The 24,491-nt window shown below is 74.0% G+C and carries 21 protein-coding genes; 12 read left to right on the plus strand and 9 right to left on the minus strand.

Features of this window, described 5'->3' with window-relative positions; genetic code table 11:
- Nucleotides 1-30: 30 nt before the first annotated feature.
- Nucleotides 31-1,008 carry a YafY family protein gene (locus FVA95_RS10825; RefSeq protein WP_164514853.1) on the minus strand — a complete coding sequence of 326 codons (978 nt, stop codon included), beginning with the start codon at nucleotides 1,006-1,008 and terminating at the stop codon, nucleotides 31-33.
- Between the two features lie 105 nt (nucleotides 1,009-1,113).
- Here FVA95_RS10825 and FVA95_RS10830 point away from each other — a divergent pair, with 105 nt between their 5' ends.
- Nucleotides 1,114-1,443 (plus strand): putative quinol monooxygenase, encoded by a 330-nt coding sequence (locus FVA95_RS10830; RefSeq protein ID WP_020623433.1) that lies wholly within the window; start codon nucleotides 1,114-1,116, stop codon nucleotides 1,441-1,443.
- Between the two features lie 22 nt (nucleotides 1,444-1,465).
- Here FVA95_RS10830 and FVA95_RS10835 read toward each other — a convergent pair whose 3' ends face one another.
- Both FVA95_RS10835 and FVA95_RS10840 read right to left on the minus strand, forming a co-directional pair.
- Nucleotides 1,466-2,470, minus strand: coding sequence for a TerC family protein (locus tag FVA95_RS10835; protein WP_149664091.1), 1,005 nt, complete (start codon nucleotides 2,468-2,470; stop codon nucleotides 1,466-1,468).
- Between the two features lie 110 nt (nucleotides 2,471-2,580).
- On the minus strand, nucleotides 2,581-3,480 hold the full coding sequence (locus FVA95_RS10840) for a hypothetical protein (protein WP_149664092.1): 900 nt from the start codon (nucleotides 3,478-3,480) through the stop codon (nucleotides 2,581-2,583).
- A gap of 119 nt (nucleotides 3,481-3,599) precedes the next feature.
- Between FVA95_RS10840 and FVA95_RS10845 the strand changes: the two genes are divergently transcribed.
- Nucleotides 3,600-5,072, plus strand: a complete 1,473-nt coding sequence (locus FVA95_RS10845; protein ID WP_149664093.1) for a glycosyltransferase — start codon at nucleotides 3,600-3,602, stop codon at nucleotides 5,070-5,072.
- 716 nt (nucleotides 5,073-5,788) lie between these two features.
- Nucleotides 5,789-6,241, plus strand: coding sequence for a MarR family winged helix-turn-helix transcriptional regulator (locus tag FVA95_RS10855; RefSeq protein ID WP_161992268.1), 453 nt, complete (start codon nucleotides 5,789-5,791; stop codon nucleotides 6,239-6,241).
- Nucleotides 6,242-6,292: 51 nt separating this feature from the next.
- Here FVA95_RS10855 and glpK (FVA95_RS10860) read toward each other — a convergent pair whose 3' ends face one another.
- Nucleotides 6,293-7,810 carry a glycerol kinase GlpK gene (gene glpK / locus FVA95_RS10860; protein WP_149664095.1) on the minus strand — a complete coding sequence of 506 codons (1,518 nt, stop codon included), beginning with the start codon at nucleotides 7,808-7,810 and terminating at the stop codon, nucleotides 6,293-6,295.
- The gene (locus FVA95_RS10865) at nucleotides 7,807-8,565 is read right to left on the minus strand and encodes an IclR family transcriptional regulator (RefSeq protein WP_149664096.1); all 759 of its coding nucleotides are present in this window, start codon (nucleotides 8,563-8,565) and stop codon (nucleotides 7,807-7,809) included. Before FVA95_RS10865 ends, glpK (FVA95_RS10860) begins: the two co-directional genes overlap by 4 nt.
- Nucleotides 8,566-8,867: 302 nt before the next feature.
- Here FVA95_RS10865 and FVA95_RS10870 point away from each other — a divergent pair, with 302 nt between their 5' ends.
- The 7 genes from FVA95_RS10870 (at nucleotide 8,868) to FVA95_RS10900 (ending at nucleotide 16,345) form a co-directional block, all read left to right on the plus strand.
- Entirely contained in the window at nucleotides 8,868-9,608 is a 741-nt protein-coding gene (locus FVA95_RS10870) for an MIP/aquaporin family protein (RefSeq protein ID WP_240051412.1), read from the plus strand.
- 55 nt (nucleotides 9,609-9,663) lie between these two features.
- Nucleotides 9,664-11,181, plus strand: a complete 1,518-nt coding sequence (gene glpK / locus FVA95_RS10875; protein WP_149664098.1) for a glycerol kinase GlpK — start codon at nucleotides 9,664-9,666, stop codon at nucleotides 11,179-11,181.
- Nucleotides 11,182-11,311: 130 nt separating this feature from the next.
- Complete coding sequence (locus tag FVA95_RS10880) at nucleotides 11,312-13,024, plus strand: glycerol-3-phosphate dehydrogenase/oxidase (RefSeq protein ID WP_149664099.1); 1,713 nt, start codon at nucleotides 11,312-11,314, stop codon at nucleotides 13,022-13,024.
- Between the two features lie 16 nt (nucleotides 13,025-13,040).
- A complete protein-coding gene (locus FVA95_RS10885) occupies nucleotides 13,041-13,343 on the plus strand; it encodes a hypothetical protein (RefSeq protein ID WP_020624847.1) in 303 nt (100 codons plus the stop codon).
- Between the two features lie 110 nt (nucleotides 13,344-13,453).
- Complete coding sequence (locus FVA95_RS10890) at nucleotides 13,454-14,137, plus strand: DinB family protein (protein ID WP_149664100.1); 684 nt, start codon at nucleotides 13,454-13,456, stop codon at nucleotides 14,135-14,137.
- 44 nt (nucleotides 14,138-14,181) lie between these two features.
- Entirely contained in the window at nucleotides 14,182-15,138 is a 957-nt protein-coding gene (locus FVA95_RS10895) for a pyridoxal-phosphate dependent enzyme (protein WP_149664101.1), read from the plus strand.
- Between the two features lie 67 nt (nucleotides 15,139-15,205).
- Nucleotides 15,206-16,345, plus strand: coding sequence for an NAD(P)/FAD-dependent oxidoreductase (locus FVA95_RS10900; protein WP_149664102.1), 1,140 nt, complete (start codon nucleotides 15,206-15,208; stop codon nucleotides 16,343-16,345).
- Here the strand turns inward: FVA95_RS10900 and FVA95_RS10905 are convergent.
- Nucleotides 16,322-16,855, minus strand: a complete 534-nt coding sequence (locus FVA95_RS10905; RefSeq protein WP_149664103.1) for a DUF2127 domain-containing protein — start codon at nucleotides 16,853-16,855, stop codon at nucleotides 16,322-16,324. The genes FVA95_RS10900 and FVA95_RS10905 overlap by 24 nt on opposite strands.
- A 121-nt stretch (nucleotides 16,856-16,976) precedes the next feature.
- Here FVA95_RS10905 and FVA95_RS10910 point away from each other — a divergent pair, with 121 nt between their 5' ends.
- Nucleotides 16,977-18,689, plus strand: coding sequence for an MFS transporter (locus tag FVA95_RS10910; RefSeq protein ID WP_149664104.1), 1,713 nt, complete (start codon nucleotides 16,977-16,979; stop codon nucleotides 18,687-18,689).
- Nucleotides 18,690-18,709: 20 nt separating this feature from the next.
- Here the strand turns inward: FVA95_RS10910 and gndA are convergent, their stop codons facing one another.
- Together gndA and FVA95_RS10920 are read right to left on the minus strand one after the other, a co-directional pair.
- Nucleotides 18,710-20,146 (minus strand): NADP-dependent phosphogluconate dehydrogenase, encoded by a 1,437-nt coding sequence (gene gndA, locus FVA95_RS10915; protein WP_149664105.1) that lies wholly within the window; start codon nucleotides 20,144-20,146, stop codon nucleotides 18,710-18,712.
- A gap of 94 nt (nucleotides 20,147-20,240) precedes the next feature.
- Nucleotides 20,241-21,116: an alpha/beta fold hydrolase gene (locus FVA95_RS10920; protein WP_149664106.1), complete on the minus strand. Its 876-nt coding sequence runs from the start codon at nucleotides 21,114-21,116 to the stop codon at nucleotides 20,241-20,243.
- A 186-nt stretch (nucleotides 21,117-21,302) separates the two neighbouring features.
- Between FVA95_RS10920 and FVA95_RS10925 the strand changes: the two genes are divergently transcribed.
- Nucleotides 21,303-23,606 carry a UvrD-helicase domain-containing protein gene (locus FVA95_RS10925; protein WP_240051408.1) on the plus strand — a complete coding sequence of 768 codons (2,304 nt, stop codon included), beginning with the start codon at nucleotides 21,303-21,305 and terminating at the stop codon, nucleotides 23,604-23,606.
- Here the strand turns inward: FVA95_RS10925 and FVA95_RS10930 are convergent.
- Complete coding sequence (locus FVA95_RS10930) at nucleotides 23,603-24,448, minus strand: SCO1664 family protein (protein WP_149664131.1); 846 nt, start codon at nucleotides 24,446-24,448, stop codon at nucleotides 23,603-23,605. The genes FVA95_RS10925 and FVA95_RS10930 overlap by 4 nt on opposite strands.
- Nucleotides 24,449-24,491: the final 43 nt, after the last annotated feature.

Consider the following 24,491-nt stretch of genomic DNA (forward strand, 5'->3'; position numbering starts at 1 on the left):
CCCGCCCCCGGCTCCGGCGCGGGCACCGGGTCAGCCCGCGCCGCCCGTACGCGCGTGGTCCGCGGCCCGGCCGAGGCGGGCGGCGACCGCGTCGAGGTGCTCGACCAGCTCGACCGGTTCGACCACCTCGAAGTCGACGCCGAAGAAGCACAGCCATACCGCCAGCGACTCCAGTGTCCAGGCCCCGGCCGCGAGCTCGCAGCGGTCCCCGCCCAGGTCGGTCACGATCCCCGACGCCGGGGTGACGTGCTCGGCGATCCGCTCCGCCGGGGCGTGGAACACGATCCGTGCCCGGTGCGGGTAGGCGCCGGAGGAGATGCCGCGCTGGGCGAACGCGGCGATCCCGCCCTCCGGTTCCGGGCGCGGGGTGAAGCGCGGCCCGGCCAGCAGCTTCGGCCGCATCCGGTCCACCCGGAAGGTGCGGCGGTCGTCGCGGCCGGTGTCCCAGGCGACGAGGTACCAGCGGCGCCCGGTGTGCACGAGCCCCTCCGGCTCGGCGATGCGGCGGGTCTCGGTCCCGTCCCCCGCGACGTAGTCGAACCGGAGGACCTCGTGGTCGCGGCAGGCGGCGGCCAGCGCGGACAGCACGTCCGCGTCGACGGTCGGGCCGCGCGCGGCGAGTGTCGAGGTCGCGGTGCCCAGCGCGGCGACGCGCCGGCGCAGCCGGTTCGGCAGGACCTGCTCCAGCTTGGCCAGGGCACGGACCGAGGTCTCCTCGATGCCCGAGACCGACCCGCCCGCGGCGGTCCGCAGCCCGACCGCGACGGCGACGGCCTCGTCGTCGTCGAGCAGCAGGGGTGGCAGCGCGGCCCCGGCGCCGAGCCGGTAGCCGCCGGTCACCCCGGGTGTGGAGTGGACCGGGTACCCGAGGGTGCGGAGCTTGTCGACGTCGCGGCGGACGGTGCGCACGTCGACCTCCAGGCGCTCGGCCAGGGCGGGCCCCGTCCAGTCGCGCGGCACCTGCAGCAGCCCGAGCAGGCGCAGCAGCCGCGCCGATGTCCCCATCACGACGACCAGTGTGCCGCCGATCGCGGTCGGGTCCTGTCCTGGATGGGCAGCGCAGAGCCCGCCCCGACCCCCGGGGGCCCGGACCGGCCGTCTACGGTCGCCGCCGTGGACACGAGCGAGCGGGTCGGCCGGTACGTGCGGATGGTGGCCCTGGAGGGGCAGGGGACCGAGCTGGCGGGCGCGCTGCTGCGGGTCGCCGACGACATGGCCGCCCAGCCCGGCTGCCTCGCCTACGTCGTGAACGCCACCCCCGACGAGCCCGACGTCGTCTGGGTCACCGAGATGTGGTCCGACGCCGCGTCGTCGGAGGCGGCGCTGAGCCGCGACATCGGCGAGAGCGGGCTCGGCGACGTGCTGGCGCTGCTCACCGCTCCGCCGGACTACATCGAGGTCACCCCGCTCGGCGGGCCCGGCCTGGCCGGCCTGCCCGGCTGAGCGCCGGGCCGGCCGGACCGGCTCAGTCGCGCTGCTCGGGGCGTTCCTTGCGGGCCCGCAGCGACCCGGCGTGCGCGGTCGCCGTCGGGTCGCCCTTGGTCTTGATCAGGCTGGCGACGGTGACGATCGCGAGGATCCCCAGGATCACGACGAGGCTGACCATGGTCGGGATCTCGGGCACGGCCGGCGAGATGTCGACGTGCAGCCAGTGCAGGATCAGCTTCACGCCGATGAACCCGAGGATGACCGCGAGCCCGGCCGACAGGTAGACCAGCCGGTCCAGCAGACCCTTGACCAGGAAGAACAACGCCCGCAGACCGAGCAGCGCGAAGGCGTTGGCGGTGAAGACGATGAACGCCTCCTGCGTCACCCCGAACACCGCGGGGATCGAGTCCAGCGCGAACAGCAGGTCGATACCGCCGATCGAGACCAGCACGATGAACATCGGGGTCGCGACCCGGCGGCCGTTGTCCCGGGTGAACAGCTTCCCGCCGTGGTACTCCTCGGTGACCGGGAAGAGCCTGCGCGCGCCCCTCACGACCATGTTGTCCTCGATGTCGGGGTCCTCGTCCTTGTGCCGGTAGAGCTGCACCGCGGTCCACAGGAGCAGCAGACCGAAGACCAGGAACATGAACGAGAACAGGTTGAGCAGCGTCGCCCCGACCGCGATGAAGATCGCACGCATGATCAGGGCGAGCACGATGCCGAAGGTCAGCACCTTGTGCTGGTGCTCCTCCGGGACCGCGAACGTCGTCATGATCACGACGAAGACGAAGAGGTTGTCGACCGACAGGCTCTTCTCGACGATGTAGCCGGTGAAGTACTGGGTGCCGAAGTCCCAGCCGTGCATCGTCGCGAACACCAGCCCGAACACGATCGCGATCGCGATGTAGAACACCGACCACGCGGTGGCCTCGGTGAATCCCACCCGGTGCGGCCGCAGCCAGCCCAGGACGAGGTCCAACGCGAGCAGCGCGACGATCACGCCGATCGTGACGGCCCATTCGAGGCCGCTGATCTCGAGCACCGGAGGTCCTCCTGCAGGTCACCGCGCCGGCCACTGTGGCCGGTCGCGGAGCGCACCATATCGGGCAGTCAGGACACCGCGCCCGTCGTGAGGCCGGGCGCGGACGACGATCAGCCCTTCGGACGCGCCGCGAAGACCCCCTCGGCGGGGAACGCGCCGTTCGCCAGAGCAGTCCGGACGAACGCCCCGCCGAGCTCCCCGAGCCGCGCGGCCCCGTCGGTGCCGAGTGCCGTCCACGGCGCGGCGCCGAGGTGGTGGGTGTCGTTCTCGATCCGCTTGCGCAGCGCCGTGCCCTCCTCGGTCAGGACCGGTTCGACGGCGTCGTCCCCGGCCGTGTCGGCCGGCTGCAGCAGGCCGCGGTCGGCGAGTCCGGCGACGGCGGCGTTCCACTCGGCGGCCGACCAGCCGCGGCTGCCGCGGGCGAAGGCCACGGTGAACCCGGTGCCCGTCGCGGTCGCGGTGACCAGGGCCTCCAGCCCGGACAGCCCGGCCTCGACCAGCAGCGCGATGTGCCCGTCGCCGCGGTGCTCGCGCAGGATCGACAACGCGTGCCAGAGGACCAGGTGCGGCGCGGTCGGCCAGGGCACGTCGAGGTGCCCGGCGGCGAGCGGACGCCCGTCGGGGGTGACGGCCTCGGCCGCGGTCCGGGCCAGCCCGGCGGCCTCGGCCATCTCGGGCGAGGCGACGGCGTCGTCGCCCAGGGTGCGGCGCAGCGAGGCGTCGGCGACGACGAACCGCACGTCGAGCAGATCCGAGGGGGACGCCAGCTCCCAGGCCCGCGGGACCGACTTCGCGACCAGCCGCGGGGAGAAGTTGTAGAACGTCGCGGTGACCACCGACGGCCCGACCGCGCCCATGGGCGCGGCGCGCGGGGCGAAGTAGCTCATCCGGCCCGGCTCCAGCCCCGCGGCGGTGTAGGCCGGTTCGGCCGCGGCGGCGAAGTAGACCTGGGAGTGCAGTGGCTCCAGCCCTCGGGCGAGGCGCCCGGCGGCGACGGCGGTGTCGTTCATGACCGCGACGCTAGTCGGGGGGATCGGAGGATGGCGAGCAGCGCCGGCTCACCCACACGGACACACTCTGCGTGACATGATCATCACGCAAAGTGCCTCCCGGCTAGCGTGGCCGGGCCATGCCCCCGCCCCTCGACGACCGGCCCGCCGACCCGCCGCTCCCCGCGCCCGGCCCGGCAGGACCGGCCGCACCACCGGTCCTGCCGGTCCCGCCGGTCCCGTCCGACGGCGGCCGGCGCCCGGCGCACCGGCCGGCACCCGTGGCCCGCCGACGGCTGCGCGACCTGCTCCGCACCCCGGTCCAGATCCTCGCGACGACCGCGGCCGGGGTCGGTCTCCCGCTGCTGGTGCTGGACGCGGCCTGGCGGCTCGGGACCGACCTGACCAGGCCGGCGTACCTGGTCGTCGTCGCGGCCCTGGTCATGACGGCGACGACGGTGTGGCTGGAGGGCCTGCGCGCACTGCGCCCGTACCGTCCCCCGGCGGCGCCCGCCGCGCCGTGGCCGCCCGCGGTGCTGGTCGTCCCGGCGTACCTGCCGAACGAGGCCGGGACCATCCTCGACACCGTCTCGCACGCCCTGGCCCAGGACTATCCCGGGCCGCTGACCGTCGTCGTCGCCTACAACACCTCCGGGCCGCAGCCGGTGGAGGCGCAGCTGCGGACCCTCGCCGCGGCCGACCCGCGGCTGGTCGTCGTCGAGGTGGCGGACTCGACCACGAAGGCACAGAACGTGAACGCGGCGCTGCGGGCCGCCGACGGCGAGGTCACCGGCATCCTCGACGCCGACCACCACCCGGCACCCGACGCGCTGCGCCGGGCCTGGCGGGCGCTGTCGCACGGCGCCGACGTCGTGCAGGGGCACTGCAGCGTCCGCAACGGCACGGCGTCCTGGGTCGCCCGGACGGTCTCGGTGGAGTTCACCTGCATCTACGGCGTGAGCCACCCCGGGCGGGCCGGGCTGTTCGGGTTCGGCCTGTTCTGCGGCTCCAACGGGTACTGGCGGACCGAGGCGTTGCGCGCGACCCGGATGGAGGCGCAGATGCTGACCGAGGACATCGACGCATCGGTCCGCGCGCTGCTGGCCGGGCGGCGCTGCGTCGTCGACCCGGGCCTGCTCTCGCGCGAGCTCGCCCCGCTGACCGTGCGCGCCTGGTGGCACCAGCGGCTGCGCTGGGCACAGGGCTGGTTCCAGGTCTCGCGACGGCACCTGCGCACCGCGCTGCGCACCCGCGGGCTGCCCGCGCGCGCCCGGCTCGGGCTGCTGTTCCTGCTGGGCTGGCGGGAACTGTGCCCGTGGGTGACCCTGGCGATGGTGCCGGTGCTGGCGTTCGGCCTGCACCACCACGGCCCCGGCGAGGTCGTGCCGCTGCTGCTGGCGACGACGGTCTACACCCTCGCCGTCGGCCCGGGCCAGACGCTGCTCGCCTGGCAGGCGGCGCCGCCGGAGCTGCGCCGGCCCGGCTGGTTCCTGGGGTACCTGCTGCTCTCGCCGCTCTACGTCGAGCTGCGCAACGTCGTCGCCCGGGTCGCGCAGCTGCGCGAGCTCACGGGCGACCGGACCTGGGTCATCACCCCGCGGCAGGGTCGCTGAGCTCACGTCACGCCGTCCCAGGGGCGCGGTCGACCATTGACGGTCGACCGTCGTGCGGCATCACACCACTGCTCGCGACGAGCCTGGTCGCCACGACCGGCGCGTCCTGGCCGGTGTCGCTGCTGATCGCCGGCCTGGCGGCCGTGTCCGGCCTCTGCGTCCGGGGCCTGCACGAGAGCCGCACCGCCGACCTCACCGGCGCCGGGGCGTTCACCCGCTGAACGCTGCTCCGCGCGGCGGCGACGCCCGGGCTCCGGGGTGCGTGTCCACGTGGTCCGGCGATCGCGACCGTGAAGGGTCGCGCCGCATTCCGGTCCGTCCGGCCCGCCCGCGTGGTATCTCGACCCGGTGACCGCCGACCCCCCGCCTCCGCCGGCAGACTCCCTGTTCGAGAACCCTTCACGGAGTGAACGGTTCTCCGGGCACCGGCCCCGTCCGATCCCCAGGTCCGGCTCGGGCCGTGACATCCCGGCCGGAGCCGGAGCCGGGTCGGGAGCCGGAGCCGAGGCCGGAGCCGGGTCCGGGGCCGGGTCGGGGGCCGGGTCGGGGGTCGGGTCGGGGGCCGGAGCCGCCGAGCCGGTATGGATTCCCGGAGATGGTTCATCGCGTGAAGTGTTTCCGCCGACGTGGGATCTCGACCCCGACCAGATCGACCGGGTCGCCGCGCTCGCAGCGCTCCTCCCCGCTGGGAGCTGACCGCGCTCTACCGGCTCCGGGTGGTCGCGGCACGCCTCGATCTCACCCTGAACGAGCTCCTCGTGGTCGCCGAGTCGCTGGTGCGGGACCGGACGCTCAGCGGGTCGGAGATCGCCGGGATCGTGGGCCTCGGGGCGCCGGCCGTCACCGCGATCCTCGCGCGGCTCGAGGAGCGCGATCTCGTCCACCGCGATCCCGACCCGCACGACGCCCGACGGCAGGTGGTCGCGGCCTCGCCGGAGGCGCGGGCGGTGCTGCACCGCCCGCTCCACGACCACGACACCCGTCATCTCCTGGACGGTCTGTCGGCCAGCGCGGCGGACGGGGTGCTCGTCGCCGTGGGGCGGGCCGCGGACAACGGTCTGCGCCAGGTGCAGCGCGACCGTGACCGCTGGGCGGACGAGCAGGTGCGGCGGTCCCGGCTGGACGCACCGCGGTCCCGACCGCGCCGAATCGGTCCGGCGCCCGGGTGACGCGCCGACGCGGGCGCCGGAGCCGCGTGAGCGGGCCGGGCTCGTCGCGGCTCAGTCCGGGCGCGCCCACCCCGTGCTCCGCTGCACCGCGCGGCGCCAGTTGTCGTGCTCGCGGCGGCGCAGGCCGGGGTCCATCGTCGGTTCCCAGGCGGCCGCCCGGTGCCAGTTGCGGCGCAGTACCTCCGGGTCCGGCCAGTAGCCGACGGCCAGGCCGGCGGCGTAGGCCGCGCCGAGGGACACCGCCTCCGAGCCCAGGGGGCGTTCCACCGTGAGGTCCAGGACGTCGGCGACGCACTGCATGAGCAGGTGGTTCGCGGTCATGCCGCCGTCGACCTTCAGGCGGGTGACGGGCAGACCGGAGTCGGCGTTCATCGCGTCGAGCACCTCGCGGGTCTGCCACGCGGTCGCCTCCAGCACCGCGCGGGCGAGGTGTCCGCGGTCGATGTAGGAGGTCAGGCCGACGATCACGCCACGGGCGTCGGAGTACCAGTGCGGGGCGTAGAGCCCGGAGAAGGCGGGGACGACGTAGCAGCCGCCGTTGTCCGGGACGGTCAGTGCGAGCGTCTCGATCCGGGCCGCCGTGGAGATCATGCGCAGGGCGTCGCGGAACCACTGCACCAGCGAGCCGGTCATCGCGATGGAGCCCTCGAGTGCGTAGACCGGGTGGTCACCGAACAGGTACCCGACGGTCGGGATCAGCCCCGCCTCGGAGCCCGGGATGCGCGAGCCGGTGTTCTTCAGCAGGAACGCGCCCGTCCCGTAGGTGCACTTCGCCTCGCCGGGTGCGAAGCAGGTCTGGCCCACCAGCGCCGCCTGCTGGTCGCCGAGCGCACCGGCCACCGGCACCCCGTCCAGCAGGCCCGCGCACCGGCCGTAGACGCGCGCGTTCGGCACGATGGTCGGCAGCATGCCCCGCGGCACCCGCAGCGCCGAGCACAGCGCGTCGGACCACTCCAGCGTGCGCAGGTCCATCAGCATCGTGCGGCTGGCGTTGGTGACGTCGGTGACGTGCACGCCGCCGTCGGGGCCGCCGGTGAGGTTCCAGATCAGCCAGGACTCCATCGTCCCGAACAGGACCTCACCGCGTTCCGCGCCCTCGCGCGCGCCCGGCACGTGGTCGAGCAGCCACTGCAGCCGCGGTCCGGCGAAGTACGTCGCCGGGCCGAGCCCGCTGATCCGGGCCCAGCGGGCGGCGTCGGTGTCGGCGGCGAGCCCGGCGACGATGTCGGTGGTCCGGGTGTCCTGCCAGGTGATCGCCCGCGCCAGCGGGACCCCGGTGCGCCGGTTCCAGATCACCGTCGTCTCACGCTGGTTGGCGATGCCGAGCGCGACGACGTTCTCCGGGCCCAGCCCGGCCCGGCGCAGCGCCGCGGGCACCACCCGGGTCACCGCCCGCCAGATCTCCGACGCGTCGTGCTCGGCGCGGCCCGGGCTCGGGAAGTGCTGCCGGTGCTCGCGCTGGGCGACCGCGACCATCCGGCCCGAGCGGGTGAACAGCAGGCAGCGCGTCGACGTCGTCCCCTGGTCGATCGCGGCCACCACCCGCTCCCCCGCCGACAGGCCGCTCACGTCAGCCCTTCCAGCCCGTCGGCGATCTCGGCGGCCGCGGACACCAGCTCGACGACGACCTCCGGCCGGGCGCGGCCGTCGGCGGCGAACAGCTCCTCCACCGGGGCGCCGACCCCCAGCGCCGCGACGGTCAGCCCGCCCCCGCTGCGCACCGGCACCGCGAGCCCGCCGACGCCCGGCTCCCACCCGCCGGCGTCGGCCGCCCAGCCGCGCCGCCGCGTCGCGGTCATCTCGCGGGCCAGCGCCGCCGGATCGGTCACGGTCGCCCGGGTCCAGGCCGCCAGCGGCTCGACCGCCCGCACCGACGCCGGCGCGAACGCGAGCAGGCACCGACCCCACGCCGTCGCGTGCAAGGGCTGGGTGGTGTTGGTCCGCAACCGCTGCGGCGTGTCGTCGGGCCGGAACACGTGGTGCACCACGTCGACCCCGGCGCCGTCGGCGGACGGCACGCCCAGGTAGACCGCGCAGCCGGTGCCCGCCGCCAGCGCGTCGGCCCAGTTCATCGCCCGCGCGCGCAGGTCGTGCCGGTCCCACGGGGTGCCCAGCCGTCCCAGCCCCTCGCCCAGCAGGTAGCGGCCCGACGACTCCTGCGCCACCAGGCCCTCCTCCCGCAGGGTGCGGAGCAGCCCGTGCGCCGTCGGGCGCGGCAGGTCCAGCGCCGCCGCCAGCTCGGCCAGCGCCAGCGGACGCCCCGCGCCGCCGAGCAGCCGCAGCAGCGCCGCCGCCCGCTCCACCGACTGGATCGCCCGTGCCACGCAGCGATCGTAGGCCGTCCGGGGGCCCGGCGGACTCGATCATGGGCCGATCGACCCGCAACGTTCGGCATCGTCGAACGGATCGCGTTGCCCACCGGCGCGCACGCTCCTAGCGTCGCGCAGCACATGGCGGGGCCGCCCGGTCCCGTGAGGGGGACTCACCAGGAGGGGGTTCGATGACGAGCTCCGAGAACAGCGCGGGCGTTCCCGCACCCGCGGCACCGACCACAGGGGCGACCCCGGCGACCGCCGAGAAGGCGCCGTCCCTGCTCGGCGAGCTGAGCGCCGAGTTCGCCGGGACGATGATCCTGATCCTGTTCGGCGTCGGCGTCGTCGCGCAGGTCGTGACCACGCCCGACGGCAGCAACGGCGGGCACGACTCGATCGCCTGGGCCTGGGGCTTCGGCGTCATGCTCGGTGTCTACGTCGCCGGCCGGATCTCCGGTGCACACCTCAACCCGGCCGTCACGCTGGCGTTCGCCGTGTACGAGGGCTTCCCGTGGCGCAAGGTGGCCCCGTTCGTCCTGGCCCAGACCCTCGGGGCGTTCGTCGCGGCGCTGATCGTCCGGTTCGTCTACGCGGACTTCATCCGCTCGGTCGACCCGAACCTGACCGAGACCCAGGGCATCTTCTCGACCTCGCCGGGCACCCCGACGACGATCACGACGGCGTTCTTCGACCAGGTCGTCGGCACCGCGATCCTGGTGTTCGTGATCTTCGCGCTGGTCCACCCGCGCAACAAGGGCCCGCTGGCCAACATGGCCCCGTTCATGATCGGCATCCTGGTGGTGGGCATCGGCATGGCCTGGGGCGCGAACGCCGGCTACGCCATCAACCCGGCCCGCGACTTCGGGCCGCGGCTGGCCTCCTGGATCACCGGCTACGACACCGCCTGGGTGACGAGCGACGGCACGCCCTACTGGTGGCTGCCGATCGTCGCGCCGGTGGTCGGTGCTCTCGTCGGCGGCGGACTGTTCAAGCTGCTGATCGACCGCCACATCCCCGTCGAGGACGCTCCGCAGGAGGTCGGCGACACACGCTGAGCGCACCCGCCGCTCCCATCCCCGATCCACCCGCTCGAGACACACAGGAGAACTCATGGCCGAGTTCGTCGGCGCCGTCGACCAGGGCACCACCTCCAGCCGCTTCATGATCTTCGATCACGGCGGCAACGAGGTGGGTCGCCACCAGCTGGAGCACGAGCAGATCCTGCCGCAGGCCGGCTGGGTCGAGCACGATCCGATCGAGATCATCGAGCGCACCAACACCTGTCTCCAGCAGGCGCTCACCAAGACCGGCCTGACCGCGTCCGACCTGGTCGCGCTGGGCATCACCAACCAGCGTGAGACCACTGTCGTGTGGAACCGGCGCACCGGGCGCCCGTACTACAACGCGATCGTCTGGCAGGACACCCGCACCGACCGGATCGCGACCGCGCTCGACCGCGACGGCCGCGGCGACGTCATCCGTCGCAAGGCAGGCCTCCCGCCCGCCACCTACTTCTCCGGCGGCAAGATCCAGTGGATCCTGGAGAACGTCGACGGCGTCCGCGAGGCCGCGGAGAACGGCGACGCGGTCTTCGGCAACACCGACACCTGGGTCATCTGGAACCTCACCGGCGGCGCGAACGGCGGACTGCACGTCACCGACGTGACCAATGCCAGCCGGACCATGCTGATGGACCTGGAGACCCTCGACTGGGACGACGAGCTGCTCGGCTTCTTCGGCATCCCGCGGCAGATGCTGCCGGAGATCAAGCCGTCGTCGTCGGCGACCGCGTTCGGGAAGACCCTGGGAGGAGGCCCCCTCGGCGGCGAGGTCCCCATCACCGGTGACCTCGGCGATCAGCAGGCCGCGACCGTCGGCCAGGTCTGCTTCGCCCCCGGCGAGGCCAAGAACACCTACGGCACCGGCAACTTCATGCTGCTCAACACCGGCACCGAGCTGGTCCGCTCGGAGTCCGGCCTGCTCACCACGATGTGCTACCAGTTCGAGGGCGAGCGTCCGGTCTACGCGCTGGAGGGCTCCATCGCGGTCACCGGCTCGGCCGTGCAGTGGCTGCGCGACCAGCTCGGCATCATCTCCGGGGCCTCGCAGTCGGAGTCGCTGGCCCGCCAGGTCTCCGACAACGGGGGCGTGTACTTCGTGCCCGCGTTCTCCGGCCTGTTCGCGCCGTACTGGCGTTCCGACGCCCGCGGCGCGATCGTCGGCCTGTCCCGGTTCAACACCAACGCGCACCTGGCCCGGGCCACGCTGGAGGCGATCTGCTACCAGTCCCGCGACGTCAGCGACGCCATGACCAAGGACTCCGGGGTGACACTGGAGACGCTGAAGGTCGACGGCGGCGTCACCCAGAACGAGCTGTGCATGCAGATCCAGGCCGACGTGTTGGGCGTGCCGGTCTCGCGGCCGGTCGTCGCCGAGACCACCGCGCTCGGTGCGGCCTATGCGGCCGGGCTGGCCGTCGGGTTCTGGAAGAACACCGACGAGCTGCGGGAGAACTGGAACGAGGCCCGGCGCTGGGAGCCCACCTGGTCGCAGGAGCAGCGCGACGAGGGCTACGGCCGGTGGAAGAAGGCCGTCGAGCGGACCCTGGGCTGGGTCGACGTCGAGTAGGACCACCCGCCCGGTGTCGCCCTCACCACACGTGGGGGCGACACCGGGCACACCCGCGATCGGACGGGTGTTCATCGGGTACTCCCCGGCGGGACACCCGCGAGCAGGAACCACTCAGGAAGGTCTGATCATGAAATCGGTGGCGCTCTCCCCGGAGGCCCGTACCACGGCGCTGCAGGCGATGGGCGACCGCGAACTGGACGTGCTCGTCGTCGGCGGTGGCGTCGTCGGCACCGGCGCAGCCCTCGACGCGGCCACCCGCGGTCTGACGACCGGGCTGGTCGAGGCCCGCGACTTCGCGTCCGGCACGTCGAGCCGTTCCTCCAAGCTCATCCACGGCGGCCTGCGCTACCTGGAGATGCTCGACTTCCGCCTGGTGGCCGAGGCCCTGCAGGAACGGGGGCTGCTGATCCAGACCCTCGCGCCGCACCTCGTCCGTCCGGTGCCGTTCGTCTACCCGCTCAAGCACCACGTGTGGGAGCGCTTCTACGCCGGTGCCGGCGTCGCGCTCTACGACTCGCTCGGGCTGCTGTCGGGCCGGGCCCGCGGTCTGCCGCACCACCGGCACCTGACCCGTCGCGGCGCCCGCAAGGTCGTGCCGTCGCTGCGCAAGGACGCACTGGTCGGGGCCCTGGAGTACTACGACGCCCAGGTCGACGACGCCCGCCACACGATGGAGATCGCCCGCACCGCGGCCGCCTACGGCGCGCACGTGGCGACCCGGGCCCGCGTCGTCGGGCTGCTGAAGGACTCCGGCCGCGTGATCGGCGCGACCGTGCAGGACCTGGAGTCCGGCGACCGGTTCGACGTCCGTGCCAAGGAGGTCATCAACGCCACCGGGGTGTGGACCGACGACACCCAGGGCCTCGCCGGCGAGCGCGGCCAGTTCAAGGTGCGCGCGTCCAAGGGCATCCACCTGGTCGTCCCGCGGGACCGGATCCGTGGTGACGCCGGGCTGATCCTGCGCACCGAGAAGTCGGTGCTGTTCGTCATCCCGTGGGGCCGGCACTGGATCATCGGCACCACCGACACCGACTGGGACCTGGACAAGGCGCACCCGGCGGCGAGCGCGGCCGACATCGAGTACCTGCTCGCGCACGTCAACGAGGTGCTGGAGCAGCCACTGACCCACGAGGACGTCGAGGGCGTCTACGCCGGTCTGCGCCCGCTGCTGCACGGCGAGTCCGAGGCGACCTCGAAGCTGTCCCGCGAGCACGCCGTCGCCACCCCGGTGCCCGGGCTGGTCGTCGTGGCCGGGGGCAAGTACACGACCTACCGCGTGATGGCGCGCGACGCCGTCGATGCCGCCGTGCACTCGCTCGATGCGAAGGTCCCCGCCTCCTGCACCGAGAAGATCCCGCTGCTCGGCGCCGAGGGCTTCACCGCGCTGCGCAACTCCACCCACCAGCTGGCCTCGCGCAGCGGTCTGCACCCGGTGCGGATCGAGCACCTGCTCGGCCGGTACGGCTCGCTGATCGACGAGGTCCTCGACCTCCTCATCGCCGACCCGACCCTCGCCGAGCCGCTCACCGGCGCGGAGGACTACCTGCGCGCCGAGGTCGTCTACGGTGCCTCCCACGAGGGCGCGCGGCACCTGGAGGACATCCTCGCCCGCCGCACCCGGATCTCGATCGAGACGTTCGACCGGGGCGTGGGTGCCGCCGAGGAGACCGCGAAGCTGGTCGCCCCGGTCCTGGGCTGGAACGACGAGCAGATCGCCCGCGAGGTCGACCACTACGTCAAGCGGGTCGAGGCCGAGCGGGAGAGCCAGAAGATGCCCGACGACGCCACCGCCGACGCCGCCCGCCTCGGCGCGCCGGACGTGGTCCCGGTCGTCGGCTGAGCACCGCCGTCCTCGCGTGAGTGGCCCCGAGCGGACCCCGGACGGGCGCTACGTCGTCGTCCGGGGCCGCCGGTGGCGCGCGACCGACCCGGCGATCCCGGACGACGTCCGGTCCGCGCTGCAGCAGCACCTCGGGAAGGCCCGCGCCGAGATCGGAGCGGGGCGGCGGACGGGCGACGACGACCGCGTCGCCGCCGCCAGGACGCGGGTGTCCGCCGCCAAGCACGGGCTCGGCGAGCGCGGCACCCCCTGGTGGGACCTCGACGACGACGCCCGCCGCGAACGCTGGGAGACCGCGCTGCGCGACCTGGCGGACTGATCGCCACGGACGGCCCCTCGTCGAGGGCCGGACCTGTCCGCGATCGGTCCTATCGTCGTTCCCGTCGGACCGGGATCGCCCCGGTCCGCGGACCCGAGAGGCGGCCCCGGATGAACGCCACCGACGAGAAGCAGGCCCTGACCGGCGAACGTGCCGAGCTGATCAGCACCCTGGAGCGCCACCGCGGCTTCCTGCTGCAGACCGCCGACGGCCTGACCGAGCAGCAGGCGCGCACCCGCAGCACGGTCAGCGCGCTGACGATCGCCTCGCTGCTCAAGCACGTCGCGGACACCGAGGAGCAGTGGTTCCGCTTCGCCGTCGAGGGGGCCGGCGCGTTCGGCGAGGTCGACGTCTACAACGACTCCGTCGACTGGGACGCCGTCGACGCCGAGGCCGACGCCAACGGCGGCGACTGGTCCGCCTCCGGCGAACAGTGGGTGGACACCCGGTTCGTCCTGGCCGACCACGAGACCCTGGAGCACCTGCGGGCCCGGGTCGAGCAGGTCGCCGCACGCACCGAGGAGGTCCTGCGCACCGCGGACCTGGACAGCGCACACGCCCTGCCGGTCGCCCCCTGGTTCGAGCCGAACACCTCCTGGTCGGTGCGCCGGGTCGCGATCCACGTGCTCGCCGAGCTCAGCCAGCACGCGGGCCACGCCGACATCATCCGCGAGGCGATCGACGGCGCCGGACGATGGGCTGAGCCCCGGGCACGACGGCCCGTGGGCACCGGCGCGGCGGCGGCCGGGACGACCCGGGCGAACGTCGCCGAACGGATCCGCCCCCGCACCTGACCGGGCCGAGGGGCCGGGGTTACGTTGCGGCGGTGGCGGACCAGGTGAGCATCGCAGACATCGAGACGGCGGCGGAGCGGATCGCCGGGGGCGTGGTGCGCACCCCGACCGTCCCCTCCCCCGGGCTGTCCGCGGCCCTCGGCGCCCCGGTGCTGCTCAAGCTGGAGCACCTGCAGCGGGCCGGGTCGTTCAAGCCGCGCGGGGTGCTGGCCAAGCTCGCGTCGCTGACCGGCGACGAACGCGCCGCCGGGATCGTCGCCGTGTCCGGCGGGAACCACGGGCTCGCCGTCGCCGAGGTCGCGGGTGCGGCCGGGGTCGACGCCGTCGTCGTGATGCCGGAGAACGCGCCGGCCCGCTCGGTGACCGCGGCCCGCGCGGCCGGGGCCGACGTGCGGCTCACCCCGGACATCGCGGCCGCGTTCGCGCTGGCCGGGGAGCTGCAGCGGGCCGGGCGGACGCTGGTGCACCCGTTCGACGACCCGGTGATCGTCGCCGCGCAGGGCACCGTGGGGCTGGAGCTGGCCCACGACGCGGTCGCCCTGGGGCAGCCGCCGACCGACGTGCTCGTCTCCGTCGGCGGTGGGGCGCTGGTCTCCGGGATCGCGGTCGCGGTCCGCGCGTTGCTGCCCGACGCCCGGGTCTGGGGGGTGGAGACCGTCGGCGCGGAGTCGATGTCGACGGCGCTGGCGGCCGGCGGCCCGACCCCGGTGACGATCACGTCCGCGATCACCACGCTCTCGGCGCCGTCGGTGTCGCAGCTGACCTACGACCACGCCCGCGCGCTGGTGCACGAGGTCCTCGTCGTCGACGACGCCGAGGCCGTCCGCGGCACCCTCGCCCTCGCCGAGCACGCCGGGATCTGGGCCGAGCCGGCCGCGGGCTGTCTGGTCCCGGCCGCCCGCCGGATCGTCGAGCGGCACCCGGACGCCCGGCTCGCCCTGGTGGTCTGCGGCGCCAACGCCGACGTCGCCGACGTGGTCCGCGCCGCCGCGCAGCCGTGATCACCGGTCGTGGAGCGCAGCGTCCGCGAGCCGGGCGTGACACTCCACCACCGGCGATCACCGCGGGATGACCGCGTGCGGCCGGGGCGTTGACGCGGGCGTGGAGCGGACCGGGGTCGTGGTGATCGGCGCGGGCCAGGCGGGCCTGTCGACGGCGGCCAGGCTGCGGCGCGGCGGGCTGGAACCGGGACCCGGGTTCGTCGTGCTCGACGGCGAGGACGGCCCCGGCGGCGCGTGGCGGCACCGCTGGCCGACGCTGCGGATGCGCACGGTGAACGGCATCCACGACGTCGCCGGGATCCGCTCCGGCTTCGACGACCCCAGCGCCGACCCCGACCTGCCCGCGCGGGACGCCGTGCCGGCCTACTTCGCGCGCATCGAACGCGAGCTCGACCTGCGGGTCGTGCGCCCGGTGCACGTCCACCGGGTGTCCGACACCGGCGGGCCGCCGGCCGTCGACACCGCCGGGCCGCTGACCGTCGAGACCGACCGCGGCACCTGGGTCACCGACCACCTGGTCAACGCCACCGGCACCTGGACCCGCCCGTTCGTCCCCGCCTACCCGGGCCTGGCGACGTTCCGCGGCACGAGCCTGCACGCCCGCACCTACCCGGGTCCGGAGGCGATGACCGGGAAGCGGGTCGTCGTGGTCGGCGGCGGGATCACCGCGGTGCAGCTGCTGCTGGAGATCGCCCCGTACGCGGCCGCGACGACCTGGGTCACCCGCCGGGAGCCCGAGTGGATCGACACGCCGTTCGGGCCCGAGCAGGGACGCGCCGCCGTCGCCCGGGTCGAGGAGCGGGTCCGGGCCGGGCTGCCCCCGCGCAGTGTCGTCGGGGTGACCGGGCTGGCGCGCACGCCGGAGGTGCGGGCCGGGATCGCGAGCGGTGTGCTCGTCCGCAGGCCGATGTTCGCCCGGGTCGTGCCGGACGGCGTGGAGTGGCCCGACGGCAGTCGCGAGCCTGCGGACGTGCTGGTGTGGGCGACCGGCTGGCGACCCGCGCTGGGGCATCTCGCGCCGCTGCGGCTGCGCGGGCCGGGCGGCGGGATCGTCATGGGCGAGCCGCTCGACACCGGCGTCGTCGCCGACCCCCGGGTGCACCTGGTCGGCTACGGCCCCTCGGCGAGCACGATCGGCGCCGACCGGGCCGGTCGCGCCGCGGCCCGCGACGTCCTGGCGCGGCTACCCGTCGCGACCGGCGCCTGACCCGTCGGCCTCCCGGCCGAGCAGCCGGTACTCCCGGACGACCATCACGATGATCGCGATGTCGAGCGCGGCGAGGAACGGCAGCACGATGGAGTGCGTGTGCCAGGCGTGGACCAGCTCGTAGACGACGAACACCGCCAGGATCGCCACCGCGGGCGGGTAGGCGGGGCGCCAGCGGGTCAGCAGCGCCGCGACCAGGCCGAGTTTGAGCACCCCGTGCAGCCCGAGGTAGACGACGACGAAGGTGCGGTCCCCGCCGGCGAAGCGGTCGACGCCTTCGGTCAGGTGGCGGGCCAGGGTGCCGTCGGGCGGGCCGATCAGGTCACGGGCGAGGATCTGCGCGACGGCCCGGTGCAGCCAGTCCCCCGACACCAGCACCAGCGCGACGGCACCCAGCAGCTCCGCGGCCCCGTCGATGCCCTTCACGACCAGGGCGACGCGGAACAGCTGCTCGGTACGGCGGGCCGCGGGCGTCGTGGCCGTCGGACCGTCGGACCGGACGTTAGCCATGCGGGGACTGTAGACCCCGCCCGACCTGGGAGTTCCTTTACCCGAGGGAGGATCGGGACGGACCGGACGAGCCGGGCGAGACCGTAGCGCGAACCCGGGCCGGAGAGTACGGTCATTAGCGATGCTCAACAAAACGGGGCCGGTCGACCGGTACAAGTGGGTCGCGCTGTCGAACACCACGATGGGCGTGCTGATCGTGACGATCAACATGTCGATCCTGCTGATCGCACTGCCGGACATCTTCCGCGGCATCGGGATCGATCCGCTGGCGCCGGACAACATCGACTACCTGCTGTGGCTGATCATGGGGTACCTGGTCGTCACGGCGGTGCTGGTGGTCAGCTTCGGCCGGCTCGGCGACATGTACGGCCGTACCCGCATGTACAACCTGGGCTTCGCCGTCTTCACGCTGTTCTCGGTGCTGCTGGCCGCCACCTGGTTGCAGGGCGACGCCGGCGCGGTCTGGCTGATCACGATGCGGGTGCTGCAGGGCGTCGGCGGTGCGCTGCTGCTCGCCAACTCGACCGCGATCCTCACCGACGCCTTCCCGGTCCACCAGCGCGGGCTCGCGCTCGGGATCAACTCGGTCGCGGCGATCGCCGGCTCGTTCCTCGGGCTCGTCGTCGGCGGGGTGCTCGCCCCGGTGAACTGGCACCTGGTGTTCCTGGTGTCGGTGCCGGTCGGGGTGTTCGGCACGGTCTGGGCCTACGCCCGGCTCCGCGACACCGGCGCCCGCCGCGCGGCGCGGATCGACTGGTGGGGCAACCTGACGTTCGCGGTCGGGCTCGTCGCCGTCCTGATGGGCATCACCTACGGCATCCAGCCCTACGGCGGCGACGTCATGGGCTGGACCAGCCCGCTCGTCCTCGGCCTGATCGGCGGCGGGATCGCGGTGCTGGCGCTGTTCACCTGGATCGAGCGCCGCGTGGCCGAGCCGATGTTCCACGTCTCGCTGTTCTCGATCCGCGCGTTCACCGCGGGCAACGTCGCGAGCCTCCTGGCCGCGCTCGGCCGCGGCGGGCTGCAGTTCATCCTGATCATCTGGCTCCAGGGCATCTGGCTGCCCGAGCACGGCTTCCCGTTCGAGACGACGCCGCTGTGGGCCGGCATCTACATGGTCCCGTTGACGATCGGGTTCCTCGTCGCCGGTCCGGTGTCGGGCGTCCTGTCCGACCGCTACGGCGCCCGTGCCTTCGCCACCGTCGGGATGGTGGGCGCGGCCGCGACGTTCCTCGCGCTGCTGGCGCTGCCGGTGGACTTCGACTACCGGGCGTTCGCGGTGCTGCTGGCGCTCAACGGCCTGGCGATGGGCCTGTTCAGCTCCCCGAACCGGGCGGCGATCATGAACTCGCTGCCCGCGCACCAGCGCGGCGCCGGGGCCGGGATGACCTCGACGTTCCAGAACGCCGCGACGGTGCTGTCGATCGGGGTGTTCTTCTCCCTGCTGATCGCGGGCCTGTCGACGACACTGCCCACGTCCCTGCACGACGGGCTCATGGCCCAGGGCGTGCCGGAGCTCGCGGCGGACCGGGTCGCGGCGCTGCCGCCGGTCGGGATCCTGTTCGCGGCGTTGCTGGGCTACAACCCGATCGCGACGCTGCTCGGTCCGCAGGTCCTCGGGGCGCTGACGCCCACGCAGTCGGCGTACCTGACCGGACGGCAGTTCTTCCCGCAGCTGATCTCCGGCCCGTTCGCCGACGGGCTGACCCTCGCCCTCGGGTTCGCCGCCGTCGCCTGCCTGGTCGCCGCAGTGGCGAGCGCGCTGCGCGGCGGGAAGTACCACCACGTCGACGACGAGGCCGACGTGGCGGTCCCGGCCCCCGCCCGGAGCTGAGCCCGGGCGGGGACCGCGGGTCAGCCCGTGGCGACCTCGCTGCCGTCCTGGCTCCAGCGAGTGTGGAACGTGCCGTCGGAGTCGGTGCGCGCGTAGGTGTGGGCACCGAAGTAGTCGCGCAGCCCCTGGATGAGGTTGGCCGGGCCGCGCTCGCGCCGGTAGCCGTCGTAGTAGGACAGGCTGGAGGAGAACGCGGGGATCGCGACGCCCTGCTCGGTGGCGGTCACCACGACCCGCCGCCACGCGTCCTGCGCGTTCGCCACGGCCTCGGTGAAGTACGGGACCATCAGCAGGTTGTCCAGGTCCGGGTGCGACTCGTAGGCCTCGGTGATCCGGTTCAGGAACTGGGCCCGGATGATGCAGCCGCCGCGCCAGATCCGGGCCATCGCGCCGAGGTCGAGATCCCAGTCGTTGGCCCGGGAGGCGGCACGCATCTGCGCGAAGCCCTGGGCGTAGGCGACGACCTTGGACGCGTAGAGCGCCTGGCGGATGTCCTCGACGAGCTCCTCGCGGTTCGCGCCCGAGCCCGGGGTCGGGCCGCCGAGCGTGGTCGAGGCCTCCTTGCGCTCGTCGCGCAGGTTGGACAGCGTCCGCGCGAACACGGCCTCGGTGATGCCGGTCAGCGGCACGCCGAGGTCGAGGGCGTCGATGGCCGTCCAGCGGCCGGTGCCCTTCTGCTCGGCCTGGTCGACGATGACGTCGACCAGGGGCTTGCCGGTCTTCTCGTCGGTCTTGGCGAGCACGATGCCGGTGATCTCGATCAGGAACGACTCGAGGTCGCCGGTGTTCCACTCCTCGAAGATCTTCCCGATCTCCGGCGCGGACAGCCCGGCGACGTGCGTGAGCAGGTCGTAGGCCTCCGCGATGAGCTGGATGTCGGCGTACTCGATGCCGTTGTGCACCATCTTGACGTAGTGCCCGGCGCCGCCGGGGCCGACATGGGTGCAGCACGGGGTGCCGTCGACGTTCGCGGCGATCGCGGTGAGGATCTCCTCGACCTCGGCGTAGGCCTCCTGCGGTCCGCCGGGCATGATGCTCGGCCCGTTGAGGGCGCCCTCCTCACCACCGGACACACCGATTCCCATGAAGCGCAGCCCGCGCTCGGCGCAGTACGCGGCGCGGCGGTCGGTGTCGGGGAAGTGCGAGTTGCCGGCGTCGATGATGATGTCGCCCTGGTCGAGCAGCGGGGCGCGCTCGTCGATCACGGCGTCGACCGGCTTGCCGGCCTTCACCATGACGACGATCTTGCGAGGGGTCTCCAGGGCGTCGACGAACTCCTTCAGCGACTCGGCCCCGGTGAAGGCGCCCTCGTCGCCGTAGTCCTTCATGAACTCGGTCGTCTTCGAGGTGGTGCGGTTGTGCACCGCCACCGGGAAGCCGCGGCGGGCCATGTTGCGGGCGAGGTTGGCTCCCATCACCGCCAGCCCGGTGACCCCGATCCGGCTCTTCTCCGCCATCAGTGCTTCCTCCGTGTCGTTGCGACGCCGCTGTACCCGACCCATCCTGGCCCGTGGCCCCCGGCCGCGCAGCGAGGGACGGCTGTCCCCTCGGTCACCCTTCCCGGCCGCCGGCGAGGAAGTCCAGGAGCAGCGCGCTCGCGGCCTCCGGCGCCTCCTCCGGGATCCAGTGCCCGCAGCCCTCGACACGCTCGAAGCGGAAGTCGTCGACGTAGGCCGAGGACCCCCGCATCTGCCCCTCGGTGAGCGCGAGGTCGCCGTCGCTCCACACCCCCATCGTCGGCACCGTGATCCGCGGGGGCTGCGGCATCGTGGTGGGCACGAACCTCGCCGGGTCGACGTTGGCGCGGTACCAGTTCAGCGACGCGGTGAGCGCGCCCGGCCGGGACAGGTCGGCGACGTGCCGCGCGGCCATCGGGTGCCCGTCGGGCAGTGTCGCGTGCAGCCAGCCGCGCAGGAACTGCCAGTCCTCGGCCGGCATCACCTGCTCGGCGACGCCGGGGAACTGGAACCAGAGCATGTACCAGGACATCGCCTTCTGCCGGAACCCCGCGGTGGCGAACGCGGCGGGATGCCCGACGGAGAACGCGGCGTAGCGGGTCACCCGCGGCGAGGCGAGGGTGACGGCCCAGCCGAGCGAGGCGCCCCAGTCGTGCCCGGCCAGGGCGAACCGGTCGATCCCGAGCGCGTCGGCGATGCCGAGGACGTCGGCGACCAGTGCCCGCATCGGGTAGTGCTCGACCTCGGCGGGCCGGTCGGAGTCGCCGAAGCCGCGCAGGTCCGGGACGACGACGCGATACCCGGCCCCGGCGAGCGCAGCCGCCTGGTGGGTCCACAGGGCGGCCCGGTCCGGCCAGCCGTGCAGCAGCAGGACGGGGCTGCCGACGCCGCCGGTGTCGTGCACGGACAGCGTGATCTCGGGCAGCGTCGTGCCGGGGACGGCGATCCGCCGGGGCTCGGGCAGCGTCATGGGCCCGACCGTAACCCGTCCCGCCGAGGGGGTCGGCCTCCCCCGAACGCGCCCGCGAGGCGACGCTGACGCGACCGCAGCGCGCGCGACCGCAGCGCTGGTACACGACCGTCGCGCGAGAAAGGTGCACAGGACAGCAGAGACGCGCTAACTTATGGGGTGCGCTTCGAATCCGAGAACACATCCGTGCACGTCCATCATAACACGAGGGGCAAGAACACACCAGCCCCCCGCCCGTCAAGTCCCCGCTCCCCGTACGAGGCCGAACTCGCCGCCGAGACCGACCGGCTCCGCCGGCTGCACGCCCTGCTCGACGACGAGCTCACCGCGGCCACCGAACGCTCCCGCGGCGCCCAGGCCACCCGGGCCGGCGAGGAGCTCAGCGCCCGTTGGGAACGCGACGTCTCGGTGCACCGCTGGCAGGAGCGGATGCGTGCGCTCACCGCCGCCCGCTCCGGCCTGTGCTTCGGGCGGCTCGACCACGCCGACGGCGCCGACCCGACCCGGGTCGGCCGGATCGGGCTCACCGACCCCGCCGACGGCGAGAGCGCCCTGGTCGACTGGCGGGCACCCGCCGCGCGGCCGTTCTACTGCGCCACCCCGGTCTCGCCCCTGGGGGTGACCCGGCGCCGGCACTACGAGGTCGCGGGCACCGCACCGCACGAGCGGGTCACCGCGTACCACGACGACCTGCTCACCGATGCGGTCCCGGTCGACGCCGACCCCGCGTCGGCGTCGGACCCGGCGCTGCTCGCCGCGCTCACCGCGCCGCGCGGGGACCGCATGCGCGACATCGTCACCACGATCCAGTCCGAACAGGACGAGATCATCCGGCTGCCGCTGTCGGGCACCGTCGTGATCGAGGGCGGCCCCGGGACGGGCAAGACGGCCGTCGCGCTGCACCGGATCGCGTACCTGCTCTACACCCACCGCGACCGGCTCGCCCGCAGCGGCGTGCTCGTCGTCGGGCCGAGTGCGGGGTTCGTGCACTACGTCGGCGGCGTACTCCCCGCACTCGGCGAGTCCGCGGTCGTGTTCACCACCCCGGGGCGCCTCGCGCACGGCGTCGTCGCGGAGGCGACCGACCCGCCGGAGACGGCCCGGCTCAAGGGCGACCTGGCGATGATCGACGTGCTGCGCCGGGCCGTCGACGACCGTCAGGAGGTGCCCGGGCGGCCGATCACGATCGAGATGGACGACGTCGCCGTCGAGATCGACACGGCCCTGGCCGCCGAGGCGCGCCGCCGCGCGCGCGCCACCGGCCGTCCGCACAACGACGCCCACACGACCTTCCGCGACACCCTGGGGCGGCTGCTCGTCGACCAGGCCCTGGAGCGGCTGGAGGTCGGGCTGGAGGACCCGCCGGAGCTCGCGGAGCTGCTGGCAGGGCTGAACATCCCGGAGGTCGAGCCCGCCGGGGCGGCCGAGGTGTCGGCCGAGATGCGCGCCGAGCTGCGCGAGGGTGTGCGCACCGACCCGCGGTTCCACGCCGCCGTCGAGACGCTGTGGCCGGTGCTGACCCCACAGCGGGCGCTGGCCGAGCTCTACGCCGACCCGGACCGGCTGGCCACCGCGGGCGACGGACGGGACCTGTCCGCGCTGCGCCGCCCGCCGGGGGCACCGTGGACGGTGGCCGACGCCCCGCTGCTCGACGAGCTCGCCGAGCTGCTCGGCCCGGTACCCGAGGACTCCCCCGCCGCCGCCCCCGAGCCGGACGCCGCCTACGCCGCCGAGGTCCTGACGGTGCTGGACTCCGCGGACCGGACCCTCGCCGGGGAGGACCCCGACGAGCTGCGGCCCACCGACTTCGTGACCGCGGACATGCTGGCGAGCCGGCACGTCGCCGGGGTGCCGATGACGGTGGCCGAGCGCGCGGCGGGCGACCGGGACTGGCGCTACGGGCACCTCGTCGTCGACGAGGCGCAGGAGCTGTCCCCGATGGACTGGCACGTGCTGCTGCGCCGCTGCCCGTCGCGGTCGATCACCGCGGTCGGTGACCTCGCCCAGCGCAGTGCCCCGGCCGGTGCCCGGGCCTGGGACGACGTGCTCGCCCCGCACCTGGCCGGGCGCTGGACGCACCGCACGCTGACGGTGAACTACCGGACGCCGTCGGAGATCATGGACGCCGCCGCGGAGGTGCTGGTGACCTACGCCCCGGACCGTCGCCCGCCGGAGTCGGTGCGCAGCACCGGCGAGCCGCCGTGGACCCGCACCGTCGCCGCCGCCGGGCTGGCCGACGCGGTGCACGCCGCCGTCGCCGACGAGCGGGCCCGTTCCGGGCGCGGCACGGTCGCGGTGATCGCCCCGGCCGGGACCGACCTCGGTGCGCCGGAGGTGCCGGTGCTCACCCCGGCGGGGTCGAAGGGACTGGAGTTCGACGCCGTGGTGATCGTCGACCCGGAGCGGATCCGGGCGGCCGACCCGGCGGACCTCTACGTCGCGATGACCCGCGCGACGCAGCGGCTCGGCGTCCTGGAGGTGGCGGGCTAGAAGGCGGGCCAGGGGATGGCCGGGCCGTAGCCGTCCGGGCCGGGGAAGCGCGGTTCGGCGAGCAGGTGGTCGATCCGGGAGCGCAGCGCCGCGACCTCGCGGCGGGTGACGTGCTCGCCGAGGACGTCGGCGAACGAGTCCGCCAGCCGGGCGCGCAGCTCCTTCAGAGCGGCCAGGTGCTCCTCGCCGAGCTCGTCGCCGACCCAGCCCCACAGGACGGTGCGCAGCTTCGGCTCGGTGTGCAGGGTGAGGCCGTGGTCCACGCCGTAGACCCCGCCGTCACCGGCGAGGATCACGTGCCCGCCCTTGCGGTCGGCGTTGTTGACGACGACGTCGAACAGCGCCATCGCCCGCAGCTGCGGGTGGTCGGCGTGGACGAGCACGACCGGGTCCCCGGCGCCGTCGCGGGCACGGAGCACGGGCAGCCAGCCGCTCGGGATCTCGTGCGGCTCGCACAGCTCGACCAGCGACTCGGTGGCGAGCTGGATGGTCTCCTCGGTGATGTCGCCGGCCTGCTCGTCGTCCGTGTCGCCGTCCGTGCCGTCGCCGGGGGGCTCGGACAGGGCGCTCTCGTCGCCGGAGGAGACCCAGGCCTGCACCATGCCGGTGCCGAACGGGGCCTGCTCGCGCAGCACCGTGGGCGGCACGACGTCGAGCCCGGAGACCTGCGAGACGAGGTACGCGCCGACCTCGCGGCCGGCGAGCGTGCCGTCGGGGAAGTCCCACAGCGGACGCTCGCCGCGCACCGGCTTGTACACGCAGCGCAGGTCGACGCCGTCGAGCGAGACGGTGCCGAACAGGGTGGCGTTGGAGGCGTCGACCATCCGGCCGGTGATCTCCATGCGGCCGCGCAGGAGGATCTCCGGGACGGCCGGATCGCGCAGG

This window comes from Pseudonocardia sp. EV170527-09 (assembly GCF_008369905.1).
In the GTDB taxonomy this organism is placed as follows: domain Bacteria; phylum Actinomycetota; class Actinomycetes; order Mycobacteriales; family Pseudonocardiaceae; genus Pseudonocardia.